This window comes from Streptomyces sp. CNT372, from assembly GCF_000377145.1.
The window spans coordinates 67,436-80,069 of sequence record NZ_KB897780.1 but is presented as its reverse complement, the minus strand read 5'-3'; the positions used below and the strand labels follow the sequence as shown (position 1 = coordinate 80,069).

The following is a 12,634-nucleotide window of genomic DNA, read 5'->3' as shown; positions in this document are numbered from 1 at the left end:
GTGCGGGTCACCAGGCGGTGGCGGTGGAGCGGTCGGCCTTCCGCTCCGAGGGCAGCAGGATCCACAGCGCCGCGTAGAGCAGGAACTGCGGGCCGGGCAGCAGGCAGGACGCCAGGAAGATCACGCGCATCGTGGTCGCGGAGGTGCCGAAGCGCCGGGCGAGCCCCGCACACACCCCGCCGATGACGCGTCCCTGATCGGGGCGGACTATCGCGGCCATGGTGAACTCCTTCGAGTCGTGGTGCCGGAAGCCTCCGTGTGCTCCCGGTATCTCCATGGTGGCCGCGCGAACGGGGAGCAAACGTCGCTCTACGGGGCGATCCCGACCCTGGGAATCGTCGGGGTCGGACTCAGGGGCCGCTCGTCCCTGAGCAGGGCCCCGCGCTCCGCCCCGCGACCCTCCCCGCGGGGGGCGGGCGCGAGGGAGCGGCCGGTGGTCCTGCGGCGCAGCCGGGCCCGGCCCGCGGGGACCACGGCCAGATGCGCCAGGGCGACGCCGGTGGTGTTCAGCAGCAGCGAGTCGATGTCCACGACCTGCCCGGGCACCCCGGTCTGCAGCAGCTCGATGCCCAGCGACAGCAGTGCGCCCGCCGCCACCGTCCGGGTCAGGGACCCCCAGGGGGAGACGCTGATCCGGCCGCCGGCGAGGGGCAGCAGCACCCCGAGCGGAGCGAGGAGGAGCAGCCCGCCGCCGATGTGCCGGGCGCCCGCCACGAGCCCCAGCTCCAGGGAGGCCCGGATTCCGGCGAGCGGCTCCAGGTTCGCCGCGGTCACCCACAGCACGTCGCGCGGACGCAGAGTCAGCCAGGCGACGAGCAGCAGATGGGAGAGGAGGAGCACGAGCCCCGCCGTGCGGAAGCGGATGGCGGCACTGCCGCCGGGACCTTGACGCTGCACGCCCCCCAAGACGCGCACTCCTCGTGAAACGGTTCCGCACATTCCGCGGTGACCGTGCCCACACCGCTCGGGGGGCGTGCGCACGGGGGCGGCCGGTCCGGGGAGGGGCCGGGAGCGGGTGGGGCGGCACGGGGGCGGGTGCCCCGGGGCGCGCGGGTCAGGAGGCGCCCGGGGCCGGGGAGGGGAGCGGGCTGCGGGTCGGGACCACGTCCTCCGGACGCTCCTTGACCGAGGGCGGGCAGAGGTACGCGCGCGGCGCCCAGTCGCCCGGCCCGCCCAGGAGCAGTGCGCCGTCCCGGCCCGACCGGGTCTCCACCAGGGTGCACACGAGCTGCGCCAGCCCCTCGGCCGGCAGGTCCTCGGGCGGGCGGCTGAGCCGCAGGGTGCCCTCCGGGTCCCCGTCCCGGCCGCCGCTGAGCACCAGCGGGCCGCGCAGATAGGTCATCAGGCCCGCCTCGTGCTCGGCCGTCGACGGGTCCTGCTGGAGCGCGTCCAGCAGGGTCTGCGCCGCGTGCAGCCGACTGGAGGCCGCCTTGTCGTCCGGTGTCGCCGCCGTGCGCTCCACCGGCACCAGCTGGGTGGCGCACACCAGATAGACGCGCAGCGGGACGCCGGTCCGCCCCGACCGCGGGGTCATGTCGTCGGCCGACACCTCGCAGGGCACCCGGGAGGGGGCCGGGCCCGCCTCCACGGGCACCTGGGTCGGCCGGATGCCGCAGCCCGCGAGGGCCAGCGCCCCGGCCAGGCCGAGCAGCGCCGCGGCGCGGGTGCGCCGCGCCCGGCCCGCCGGTCCGGTCCGTCCCCGGGGCACCGGGCGGTCGCGACTGACAGGGGGCGTCACCGTGCGTCGTCCTCTCCGTGTCCGCCGCCGCGGCCGCCGTGGCCGTCGCCGCCGCGGGGGTCGTGGGCGTGGGCGTGGTCGTGGTCCGGGCCGGCGGGCGGGGTGGTGTCCCCGTCGCCGTTCGCCTCCGGGTCGTCGAGGGCGTCGGTGCCGTGCGGGAGGCGCAGCACGAAGACGGCGCCGTCGCCGTCGGGCGAGTTGGCGGCGGTGATGTCGCCGCCGTGGATGTGGGCGTTCTCCATGGCGATCGACAGGCCCAGGCCGCTGCCCTCGGACCGGGGACGGGAGGCGCTCGCCTTGTAGAAGCGGTCGAAGACGTGCGGCAGCACCTCCTCGGGGATGCCGGGGCCGTGGTCGCGCACCTCGATCACCAGCTCGTCCTCCTCCGGGCGGACCGAGACCCGCACCGGGGAGCCGCCGTGCTTCAGGGCGTTGCCGATCAGGTTGGCCAGGATCACGTCGAGCCGCCGCGGGTCCAGGCGCGCCATGATCCCGCGCTCGGCGTCCAGTTCGACGGCGTCCAGCCAGGCCCGGGCGTCGATGCAGGCGGTGACCTGGTCGGCCACGTCGACCGTGTCGAGGACCAGCCGGGCGGTGCCCGCGTCGAAGCGGGTGACCTCCATCAGGTTCTCCACCAGGTCGTAGAGCCGGCGGGTCTCGCTCACCACCAGGTTCACCGCCGGGGCGATCATCGGGTCGAGCGCGTCCGCCTCGTCCTCCAGCACCTCGGTGACGGCGGTCAGCGCGGTCAGCGGAGTGCGCAGCTCATGGGACATGTCGGCCACGAAACGCCGGCTCGACTCCTCCCGGGCGCTCATGTCGGCGACCTTCTTCTCCAGCGAGGCCGCCGTCTTGTTGAACGTCCGCGACAGCTCGGCCAGTTCGTCCGTGCCGGAGACCCGCAGCCGGGTGTCGAGCTTCCCCTCGCCGAGCCGCCGGGCCGCCTCGCCGAGCCGGTGGACGGGCTTGAGGACGGTGGTGGCGGCGGCCTGCGCGAGGAGGGCGGAACCTATCAGCGCGAGCAGCGTCGCGATCGCCAGCGACCAGGCGAGCGAGGCGAGGTCCTCGCGCTCCTGGTCCAGGGACTTCAGCAGGTAGCCGGTCGGCCCGCCGCCCACGATCCGGGTCCCGCCGACCAGATAGGGCGCGCCGTCCCGCTCGATCCGCTGCCAGTACAGGTGGTACGGGGCCGCGTTGCCCGACCCCGCCTCCTGCCGGTCGTCCACCGCGTCCTTCAGGGACTGCGGGACGTCGTCCACGGTGAACGCGTCCGGTTCGGACACCCCGGTGATGGGCTTGCCCGCCGCCCGCTCGCCGATCAGGACCACGCTGTAGTCGCCGCCGGACGCCATCTGCTCGGCGGTGCGCTGCAGTTCGTCCTGCGTGGGCACGGGCGGCAGGGTCGCGGCCCGGTTCTGCATCTCGCGCCGGAAGTCGTCGAGCGCCGCCTCCTGCGTACGGGTCAGCACCGCCTCGCGGTTCAGCCAGTACGCGATACCGGACGCGGAGACGGCGGCGGTCAGCGCGACCAGGGCGAAGACGACGACCAGCCGCAGCCGCAGACTGGTCAGCCGGAGCCGGGCGAGTATGCCGCGCCGGGCGCCCGCGCTCACCGCGGACCCCCGGCCGTCGCGCGCAGCGCCCGGCCGGACGGGTACGTGTGGGTCACTGCGGGACGTCCAGCCGGTAGCCGACCCCGCGCACCGTGCGGATCAGCGTCGGCGAGGACGGCACGTCCTCCACCTTCGCCCGCAGCCGCTGCACACAGGCGTCCACCAGCCGGGAGTCGCCGAGGTAGTCGTGCTCCCAGACCAGGCGCAGCAACTGCTGCCGGGACAGCGCCTGCCCGGGCCGCCGGCTCAGCTCCAGCAGCAGTCGCAGCTCGGTCGGGGTGAGCTGCAGGTCGTCGCCGTTCTTGGTGACCGTCATCGCGGAGCGGTCGATGACCAGGGAGCCGAAGGTCGCCGAGTCGGTCGACTCGCGCTCGCCGCGGCGCAGCACGGCGCGGATGCGCGCGTCCAGCACCCGGCCCTGGACCGGCTTGACGACGTAGTCGTCGGCACCGGACTCCAGGCCGACGACGACGTCGATGTCGTCGCTGCGCGCGGTCAGCAGGATGATCGGCAGCTGATCGGTGCGCCTGATGCGGCGGCACACCTCGAAGCCGTCGATCCCGGGCAGCATCACATCCAGCACGATCAGGTCCGGTCGCTGCTCGCGCAGCAGTTGGAGGCCGTCCTCGCCCGTCGCCGCGGTGGCCACACGGTGGCCCTGGCGGGTCAGGGAGAGTTCGAGGGCCGTGCGGATGGCGTCGTCGTCCTCGATCAGCAACAGGAAAGGCACGGGCCCATTCTGGCCCATGGGCAGCGAGGGTTCGACTCCCGTGGAGCATCACCGGTTGCGGGGGCCTCTGTGACGTGCCTGTGACAGTCGGCGGACACCGCGATGAAAGTGGCCGGGCAAGCTTCTTGTCACACCGAACGAACGGACTCCACTCGACGGGGGGCGCGAGATGAACGCACTGCACAGCACCACCTCCAGCGCGGTTGTCACGCGTCTCCACGACGTCGCGCGGAGCACCGAGAAGTCCGGCGCCGTGACCGGACGGGGGTGCGTTCGCGGCGCCGGGCGCCAGCACACGCCGCCGTTCATGGCGGTCGTGGACGCCGCCGCGGGGGGCGGCAGGGGTGCGTACGGAGAGGCCACGGGGGAGCGGACGCCTTCGCCGGAGGTGGAGTTCACCACCTACGTGCGGGAACGCCGCGCCTCTCTGTACGCGACCGCCTACCACCTGACCGGTGACCGCCACGAGGCCGAGGACCTGCTCCAGAGCGCGCTGTTCTCGACCTACCGGGCGTGGGACCGGATCAGCGACAAGGCGGCGGTCGGCGGATACGTCCGCCGCACGATGACCAACCTGCACATCAGCGCCTGGCGCCGGCGCAAGCTCAACGAGTACCCCACGGAGGAGCTGCCGGAGACGGCGGGCGACACCGACGCGATGCGGGGCACCGAGCTGCGCGCGGTCCTGTGGCAGGCGCTGGCCAGGCTCCCCGAACTCCAGCGGACGATGCTGGTCCTGCGCTACTACGAGGGCCGCACCGATCCGGAGATCGCGGACATCCTGGACATCAGCGTCGGCACGGTGAAGTCCAGCATCTGGCGCTCGCTCCGCCGGCTGCGCGAGGACGAGGTCCTCAGCTTCGGCCGTGACGAGGAGGAGTCCTTCGGCGAGCTGGTGGCCTGAGGGACGGGAAGAGACGTCCGCCGTCCCGGGGGGGAGACGGCGGCAGCGGGGTCCCACGGGGGACACGGGGACACCGCGCCACGGGGGGAACGGGGGATCACGGGGGAAGCACGGCCCGCTGCTTCGGGGGAAGCGGCGGGAGGGATCCACGGGGGAACCGCGGATCCACGGGGGAGAAGCGGGGTCGGACGGACCAGGGGGTTCCGTCCGACCCCGCTTCCTTGTGCGCGGCCCACATATGCGCGGCCCACATGTGGGCTGCACATATGGGGGTGTGGGGCCACGGGTCGAAGGCACACATCTGCGCCCCGCCTCTGTACGGGCCGGATGTGTAGATCCCGCACGTGTGCAGGGCGTCTATGTGCGGGTCTCTGGGTGCGGGCACCTATGTGCGCGGCACCCGTCGCGTCGGGCGTATGGGTGCGCCCGCACCGTCAGGCCGTGAGCTCCGGCTTCGGCGGGGCGGGGTGCGGCAGCGGCCGGCCGCCGCGTCCGCGAGGCGGCCCAGCGCCTCGTCCCGTCCGCAGGGGTGCGCGCCCAGACCCGTCTGGCGCGCGACGATGCCCCGCTCCGCGCGCATCAGCCGCCAGCCGCGCCGCAGCAGGAACGGGACCGACTTGCGGCCCTCCCGCAGATCCCGGGCGAGCCGACGGCGGAAGGTCGTCGACGGGCGGCCGCGCAGGCACAGCGCGTCGGCGAGGAAGCCGAGTTCCTGGCAGCGGCGGACGATCTCCGCGGCGAAGATGCCCTCCGCGACGAACAGCGGGGTGCGCGCGATGTCGAAGGTCTCCCGGCCCGTGCGGGAACTGGAAGCGAGGTCGTACACGGGGATCTCGGTACGGCCCGTGGCGCACAGTTCGGTGATCGCGGCGACGGCCGCGTCCGCGTCCCAGGACGCGGGCGAGTCCCAGTCGATGTCGGCGCTGCCCGTCACCAGGGGCAGCGTCGGGTCGTTGCCCTCTTTGTAGAAGTCGTCCAGGCGCAGCACCGGCAGTCCGGTCCGGGCGGCGAGGGACGACTTTCCGGAGCCGGAGGGGCCCGCGAGCAGCACGACGCGGGTCGGTATGGGTTGGGAACTCACGGGAGACAAGTCTGACGCATCCCACCGGGCGGGCAACCCCCCGAGCACGTGATCGGTAACCAGTCTCACACCGCGATCCCGCCGCGACTACGGTCCGCAGACCGCCCGTCACCCGGCACCACCACCCGCGTACCCCCTAGACAAGGAACGACCATGGCTCGTCACGCAGCTCCCTCCCACCGCCGCGGCGCCCTGCTGCGCGCCGGACTGACCGTCGCCGCGGCGGGTGCCGCCCTCGGCGCGGGCGCGGCGGGCGCGCAGGCCGCCCCCGCCCCGGCGGCCTCCGCCGCGCCCGTCGGCCTGGACACCGCCTCGGCCGCGGCCCCCCTCCAGACCCTGACGGGCGTGGCGACCCGCTCCGTGGAGGGTGTGAGCGAGCTCAAGAGCCTCCAGCTCCACCCGTTGGCGAACACCGGCGTCGACCCGCTGGACAACGCGGTGGGCACCCAGGTCGCCGACTTCCAGCCGGTGAGCACCGCCCTGGTGACCGACAACGTCACCCGAGGCCAGGCCCTGGAGGACCTGCCCGCCGTCGGCCCGGTCGTCGGCGGCCTCCTCCCGTAACGCGCCCCGTCCCCGCCCCCGCCCCGTCCCCGCGCCGGGACCCGGGCACGGAGAAGCCCCCGGCGCGGACGGACGCCGGGGGCTTCGGACCGGTCGGGCCCTCAGGGGCCCGAGAGGGAGCGGCTCAGTACGCCGAGCCGGACGCGCCCAGCGAACCCGTGGGGTGCCAGACCGTCTTGGTCTCCAGGAACGCGGTCAGCCGGGACGTGCCCGGGTCCGCGGAGAAATCCACAGCCTGTGGGCGCAGCACGCGCTTCAGGTTGTCCGCCGCCGCGACCTCCAGCTCCTTCGCCAGCTCCTCGCCGGCGCCGGTCAGGTCGATCCCGTTGACGTCCTGGTGGGCGGCGAGCGGGGCCGCGATCTCCGCCGTGCGGCCGGAGAGGATGTTGACCACCCCGCCCGGCACGTCGGAGGTGGCCAGCACCTCGGCCAGCGAGAGGGCGGGCAGCGGTGCGTCCTCGGAGGCGACCACGACCACCGTGTTGCCGGTGGCGATCACCGGGGCGATCACCGACACCAGGCCCAGGAACGAGGACTTCTGCGGCGCGAGGACCGTCACCACACCCGTGGGCTCCGGCGTCGACAGGTTGAAGAACGGGCCCGCGACCGGGTTGGCCCCGCCCACGACCTGGGCGATCTTGTCCGTCCAGCCCGCGTACCAGACCCAGCGGTCGATCGCCGCGTCCACGACCGCGGCCGCCTTCGACTTGGACAGGCCCTCCGCGTCCGCCACCTCGCGCACGAACTGGTCCCGGCGGCCCTCCAGCATCTCGGCGACGCGGTAGAGGACCTGGCCGCGGTTGTACGCCGTCGCGCCGGACCAGCCGCCGAACGCCTTGCGGGCCGCGACCACCGCGTCCCGGGCGTCCTTGCGGGAGGAGAGCGGGGCGTTCGCCAGCCACTTGCCCTTCGAGTCCGTCACCTCGTACACCCGGCCGCTCTCGGAGCGGGGGAACTTGCCCCCGACGTACAGCTTGTAGGTCTTGAAGACGTTCAGTCGCCCGTCAGACATCGAGGTAGGCCTCCAGACCGTGGCGGCCGCCCTCGCGGCCGAAGCCCGACTCCTTGTAGCCGCCGAAGGGCGAGGTCGGGTCGAACTTGTTGAACGTGTTGGCCCACACCACACCCGCGCGGAGCTTGTTCGCGACCGCCAGGATGCGCGAGCCCTTCTCCGTCCAGATGCCCGCCGACAGGCCGTACTGGCTGTTGTTCGCCTTGGCCACGGCCTCGTCCGGGGTGCGGAAGGTGAGCACCGACAGGACCGGGCCGAAGATCTCGTCCCGGGCGATGGTGTGCGCCTGGGTGACGTTCGTGAACAGGGTGGGCGCGAACCAGTAGCCCGAGGCCGGCAGCTCGCAGGCGGGCGACCAGCGCTCGGCGCCCTCGGCCTCGCCGGCCTCCACCAGGGAGGTGATCCGGGAGAGCTGCTCCTCGGAGTTGATCGCGCCGATGTCGGTGTTCTTGTCCAGCGGGTCGCCGAGGCGCAGCGTGGAGAGCCGGCGCTTCAGCGAGTCCAGCAGTTCCTCCTGGACCGACTCCTGCACCAGGAGGCGGCTGCCCGCGCAGCAGACCTGGCCCTGGTTGAAGAAGATCCCGCCGACGATGCCCTCGACGGCCTGGTCGATCGGGGCGTCGTCGAAGACGATGTTGGCGCCCTTGCCGCCCAGCTCCAGGGTGACCTTCTTCTCCGTGCCGGCGACCTGGCGCGCGATGGCCTTGCCGACCGCGGTCGAGCCGGTGAAGGCGACCTTGTTCACGTCCGGGTGCTCGACCAGCGCGGCACCGGCGTCCCCGTAGCCGGGGAGGATGTTGACGACGCCCCTGGGCAGGCCCGCCCGGCGGCAGATGTCCGCGAAGAACAGCGCGGAGAGGGGGGTGGTCTCGGCGGGCTTGAGCACCACCGTGTTGCCCGTGGCGAGGGCCGGGGCGATCTTCCACGCGAGCATCAGCAGCGGGAAGTTCCACGGGATGACCTGGCCGGCCACGCCCAGCGGCCGCGGGTCCGCGCCGAGACCGGCGTGGCCGAGCTTGTCGGCCCAGCCCGCGTAGTAGAAGAAGTGCGCCGCGACCAGGGGGAGGTCCGCGTCGCGCGTCTCCCTGATCGGCTTGCCGTTGTCCAGGGTCTCCAGGACGGCCAGCTCACGGCTGCGCTCCTGGATGATCCGGGCGATCCGGAACAGGTACTTGGCGCGCTCGGAGCCCGGCAGCGCGGACCACTTCTCGAACGCCTTGCGCGCGGCCCGCACGGCCCGGTCGACGTCCTCGGCGCCCGCACGGGCGACCTCGGAGAGGACCTCCTCGGTGGACGGGGAGACGGTCTTGAAGACCTTGCCGTCGGCGGCGTCGGTGAACTCGCCGTCGATGAACAGCCCGTAGGAGGGGGCGATGTCGACGACCGAGCGTGACTCGGGGGCCGGCGCGTACTCGAAGGGGGAGGGGGAAGCGGAAGCCATGGTGATCAGTCCACCGTCACGTAGTCGGGGCCGGAGTAGCGGCCGGTGGCGAGCTTCTGCCGCTGCATCAGCAGATCGTTCAGCAGGCTCGAAGCGCCGAAGCGGAACCAGTGGTTGTGCAGCCAGTCCGTGCCCGCGGTCTCGTTGACCAGCACCAGGAACTTGATCGCGTCCTTGGACGTGCGGATTCCGCCGGCGGGCTTCACACCCACCTGCACCCCAGTCTGCTCCCGGAAGTCGCGGACGGCCTCCAGCATCAGCAGGGTGTTCGCCGGGGTCGCGTTCACCGCGACCTTGCCGGTCGAGGTCTTGATGAAGTCCGCGCCCGCGAGCATGCCGAGCCAGGAGGCGCGCCGGATGTTGTCGTACGTGGACAGCTCGCCGGTCTCGAAGATGACCTTCAGGCGGGCGGCACCGGACGCCTCCTTCACCGCCAGGATCTCCTCGTAGACCTGGAGGTACTTCCCGGCGAGGAAGGCGCCGCGGTCGATCACCATGTCGATCTCGTCTGCCCCGGCCGCGACGGCGTCCCGCGTGTCGGCGAGCTTGACGTCGAGGGCCGCGCGGCCGGCCGGGAACGCGGTGGCGACGGAGGCGACCTTGACGTCCGCGCCGTTCAGCGCGGCCTTGGCGGTCGCCACCATGTCCGGATACACGCAGACCGCGGCGGTGGTCGGGGTGGACCGGTCGGTCGGATCGGGATGCACGGCCTTGGCGGCGAGCGCCCGGACCTTGCCCGGGGTGTCCGCGCCTTCGAGCGTCGTGAGGTCGATCATCGAGATGGCCAGGTCGATGGCGTACGCCTTCGAGGTGGTCTTGATCGACCGGGTGCCGAGGGACGCGGCGCGCGCTTCCAGGCCGACGGCGTCGACGCCGGGCAGCCCGTGCAGGAAACGGCGCAGCGCACTGTCGGACGCGGTCACGTCGGGGAGTGCTGCTGGGGCATTGGTGGGCATGGTCACCAGAGGAGCATATCTACGCGCGTAGCGACCTGTACAGGGGGGTGCGGGCGGCGGATTGAGGGCGGGCGTCCGCGGTGCGGCAGAATCGGGGGCATGACGAGCCCCGAGCCTTCCGCACAGCACAGCCCGGACCCCGGTTCCGACGCCGCCGGTGAGCGGGTGTACCGGTCCACCGGCGCGATGGTGGGCGGCGCGCTGATGCTCGCGCTCGTCGCCTGGATCACGGTCGACGCGCTGGTCCGGGGCGAGGGGCGCACGCCGTGGCTGGTGCTGGCGGGGGCGCTGTTCGCGGTCCCGCTCATCGTCGCGTTCACCTTCCGCCCGGCGGTGCGTGCGGACGAGCGCCGGCTCCTCGTGCGCAACCCGTTCCGCACGATCGCGCTGCCGTGGGGGAGCGTGGCGGACGTGCGCGCCGGATACTCCAGCGAGGTCTTCACCCAGGGCGGCGTGAAGTACCAGCTCTGGGCGGTCCCGGTGTCGCTGCGGCAGCGGAAGCGGGCCGCGCGGCGGCAGATGCAGAAGGCGACGGACGACCCGCACGGCCACACCTCGGTGACGGCCTCCGTCTCCGACACGGAGGCGCGCATGGCCCCGGCCGACCGGAAGATCGCGGACCTGCGCGCCCAGGCGGAACGCCTCGCGTCCGCCCCGGCCGCCCAGGGCGAGCCCCAGGTGCGCTGGGCCTTCGAGATCATGGGTCCGGCGGTGGCGGGGGCGGTGCTGCTCGGGGTGCTGCTGTCGGTCTGACCGGAGCGTCGCGCGTGCGGGGCCCGCGGGCCCGGCGCCGCGAGGGCGCCGAACGTGCTCCGGAGGCGCCGAGCCCTCGTGGGCCCCGGGCGGGCTCCGGGCGGTGTCGCGCGGTGGCGGCACCGACGCGAACCGCGCCACGCCCCAGCGCCCCCGTCTGCCCCGGTCTGCCCTGTCCGTACCTGTCCGTACCTGTCCGTCCCTGGACGGTCGTGGCGCAGGCGGGCACTCCGCCTTCTCGACTCGAACACATTTTGATCACAAGTCCCCAGAGGGTGAATTCCGGTCATCCGTGGCTCATAAGCTGCGCTTGGCCGTGATCTCAGTCGACGCGGCTCCGGGTACCAGGCCGCGCGCACGTGCACCGGACATCCGGGGTGCGCGGCAGGACCGACATGAGCGAGATACCGACCGGCAGACGCGATGTGGCTGTGGTGCTCGGCACTCGGCCGGAGATCATCAAGCTGGCGCCACTGATCCGGCTGCTGGGAGAGCGCGCCCGGGTCGTGCACACGGGCCAGCACTACGACAGCGCCCTGTCGGGAACGTTCTTCGCCAACTTCGGTCTGCCGGCACCGCATCTGCTGCTGGACGGCGCGATGGGGCCGTGGGGGCGCGGAGCGCAGATCGGCGAGCTGACGGCCGCACTCGCCAGGTCCTTCGTGGCGGACCCGCCGCGCGTGGTCGTCGTCCAGGGGGACACCAACAGCACGTCCGCCGGAGCCCAGGCCGCGCACTACTGCGGCATACCCGTCGTCCACGTCGAAGCGGGACTGCGGTCGGGAGACCGGGCCATGCCGGAGGAGATCAACCGGCTCGTCGTCGGGGTGCTCGCCGACGTCCACTGCGCCGCCACCGAGGAGGCCGCCGCCAACCTCCTCGCCACCGGTACGGCGCGGGAGCGGATACGCGTCACGGGCAACACGGTCGTGGAAGCCACCCTGATGTCCCTGCCGGACGCCGCCGGACGCGACCGCACAGCCCGCGAGCTCGGCATAGATGGGCCCTTCGTCCTCGCCACCGTTCACCGGAGCGAGAACACCGACAGCCCCGAACGCCTCCGAGCCCTGCTCACCGCCCTCGCCGGGCTCGGTGAACGGGTCGTGATGCCCCTGCACCCCAGGACCGGCGACAGGGTCAAGCAGTTCGGACTGGAGCACCTGCTGGCCCCGATCGACGTGACGGACCCCGTCGACCACCCCACCTTCCTCGCGCTCGCCGACCGTGCCCGCCTGCTCGTCTCCGACTCGGGGGGTGTGCAGGAGGAGGTCACCGTCCTCAAGAAGCCGCTGCTCGTCGTCCGCACCAGCACCGAGCGCCCCGAGGCGGTCGCCGCCGGATTCAGCCGGCTCGTCGAACCCGGAGCCCCGCTCCTGGACGCGGCACGGGCCGCACTCGACGCCCCCGGCACGCACGAGCGGCTGCTGGCCACCCCGTCACCGTACGGCGACGGCTCCGCGTCCGCGCGGATCCACGCACTCGCGACAGCCCTGGCCGACGGCACCCCCCTGCCGTGCGCCGACGGCATCCCCCTGCCGCGCACCGCGCCCGGCCACTGACCCCCGCAGAAGCCGGCGCGCCGACCGCGCGGCGGCGATCACCGGAGCTCCGCCGGAACGGCCGGCGCGGCTTCCCGACGAAAGGAGGACCCGTGTACGGGTCGGCAGGAAAGGGCGCCGTGGGCGCCGGAGTGGTCATCGGCGGAGGCCAGCTCGCCGTGACGGGCGGGACACCGGGGATCGTGACGACCCTCCTGGCCGTCGCACTGGTACTCGGAGGCGTACTGATGGTGCGCTCCGCCCGCATCAGGGCCGCGAAGGGCTGAGCCGGACCGGCCGGTCC

The 12,634-nt window shown here is 73.3% G+C and carries 14 protein-coding genes; 5 read left to right on the top strand and 9 right to left on the bottom strand.

Going from position 1 to position 12,634, the window contains the following annotated elements; translation table 11 throughout:
- Positions 1 to 7 precede the first annotated feature (7 nt).
- The 5 genes from C593_RS0110775 to afsQ1 form a co-directional block, all read right to left on the bottom strand.
- Positions 8 to 220, bottom strand: coding sequence for a PspC domain-containing protein (locus tag C593_RS0110775; protein WP_018847310.1), 213 nt, complete (start codon positions 218 to 220; stop codon positions 8 to 10).
- 89 nt (positions 221 to 309) lie between these two features.
- Positions 310 to 897, bottom strand: coding sequence for a VanZ family protein (locus C593_RS0110770; RefSeq protein WP_018847309.1), 588 nt, complete (start codon positions 895 to 897; stop codon positions 310 to 312).
- Positions 898 to 1,054: 157 nt separating this feature from the next.
- Positions 1,055 to 1,738 (bottom strand): hypothetical protein, encoded by a 684-nt coding sequence (locus C593_RS0110765; RefSeq protein WP_020610286.1) that lies wholly within the window; start codon positions 1,736 to 1,738, stop codon positions 1,055 to 1,057.
- Complete coding sequence (locus C593_RS29365) at positions 1,735 to 3,351, bottom strand: sensor histidine kinase (protein WP_018847307.1); 1,617 nt, start codon at positions 3,349 to 3,351, stop codon at positions 1,735 to 1,737. The genes C593_RS0110765 and C593_RS29365 overlap by 4 nt, the downstream gene beginning before the upstream one ends.
- A 52-nt stretch (positions 3,352 to 3,403) precedes the next feature.
- Positions 3,404 to 4,081 (bottom strand): two-component system response regulator AfsQ1, encoded by a 678-nt coding sequence (gene afsQ1 / locus C593_RS0110755; RefSeq protein WP_199790018.1) that lies wholly within the window; start codon positions 4,079 to 4,081, stop codon positions 3,404 to 3,406.
- 169 nt (positions 4,082 to 4,250) lie between these two features.
- Here afsQ1 and C593_RS0110750 point away from each other — a divergent pair, with 169 nt between their 5' ends.
- Positions 4,251 to 4,985, top strand: coding sequence for a SigE family RNA polymerase sigma factor (locus C593_RS0110750; protein ID WP_018847305.1), 735 nt, complete (start codon positions 4,251 to 4,253; stop codon positions 4,983 to 4,985).
- 385 nt (positions 4,986 to 5,370) lie between these two features.
- Here C593_RS0110750 and C593_RS29360 read toward each other — a convergent pair whose 3' ends face one another.
- Complete coding sequence (locus C593_RS29360; protein ID WP_486591109.1) at positions 5,371 to 6,066, bottom strand: uridine kinase family protein; 696 nt, start codon at positions 6,064 to 6,066, stop codon at positions 5,371 to 5,373.
- Positions 6,067 to 6,219: 153 nt separating this feature from the next.
- Between C593_RS29360 and C593_RS0110740 the strand changes: the two genes are divergently transcribed.
- Positions 6,220 to 6,630 carry a hypothetical protein gene (locus C593_RS0110740; protein ID WP_018847303.1) on the top strand — a complete coding sequence of 137 codons (411 nt, stop codon included), beginning with the start codon at positions 6,220 to 6,222 and terminating at the stop codon, positions 6,628 to 6,630.
- A gap of 124 nt (positions 6,631 to 6,754) precedes the next feature.
- Here C593_RS0110740 and C593_RS0110735 read toward each other — a convergent pair whose 3' ends face one another.
- From C593_RS0110735 to deoC, 3 genes are read right to left on the bottom strand one after another with little or no spacing between them, the layout of a single operon-like run.
- On the bottom strand, positions 6,755 to 7,642 hold the full coding sequence (locus tag C593_RS0110735) for an aldehyde dehydrogenase family protein (RefSeq protein WP_018847302.1): 888 nt from the start codon (positions 7,640 to 7,642) through the stop codon (positions 6,755 to 6,757).
- A complete protein-coding gene (locus tag C593_RS0110730) occupies positions 7,635 to 9,083 on the bottom strand; it encodes an aldehyde dehydrogenase family protein (RefSeq protein ID WP_018847301.1) in 1,449 nt (482 codons plus the stop codon). The genes C593_RS0110735 and C593_RS0110730 overlap by 8 nt, the downstream gene beginning before the upstream one ends.
- A gap of 5 nt (positions 9,084 to 9,088) precedes the next feature.
- Complete coding sequence (gene deoC, locus C593_RS0110725) at positions 9,089 to 10,039, bottom strand: deoxyribose-phosphate aldolase (protein WP_026277565.1); 951 nt, start codon at positions 10,037 to 10,039, stop codon at positions 9,089 to 9,091.
- Between the two features lie 99 nt (positions 10,040 to 10,138).
- Here deoC and C593_RS0110720 point away from each other — a divergent pair, with 99 nt between their 5' ends.
- The 3 genes from C593_RS0110720 (at position 10,139) to C593_RS32960 (ending at position 12,617) form a co-directional block, all read left to right on the top strand.
- Positions 10,139 to 10,792 carry a PH domain-containing protein gene (locus C593_RS0110720; RefSeq protein WP_018847299.1) on the top strand — a complete coding sequence of 218 codons (654 nt, stop codon included), beginning with the start codon at positions 10,139 to 10,141 and terminating at the stop codon, positions 10,790 to 10,792.
- 395 nt (positions 10,793 to 11,187) lie between these two features.
- Positions 11,188 to 12,351 (top strand): non-hydrolyzing UDP-N-acetylglucosamine 2-epimerase, encoded by a 1,164-nt coding sequence (gene wecB, locus C593_RS0110715; RefSeq protein ID WP_020610285.1) that lies wholly within the window; start codon positions 11,188 to 11,190, stop codon positions 12,349 to 12,351.
- 92 nt (positions 12,352 to 12,443) lie between these two features.
- Positions 12,444 to 12,617, top strand: coding sequence for a hypothetical protein (locus tag C593_RS32960; RefSeq protein WP_158686819.1), 174 nt, complete (start codon positions 12,444 to 12,446; stop codon positions 12,615 to 12,617).
- Positions 12,618 to 12,634 lie beyond the last annotated feature (17 nt).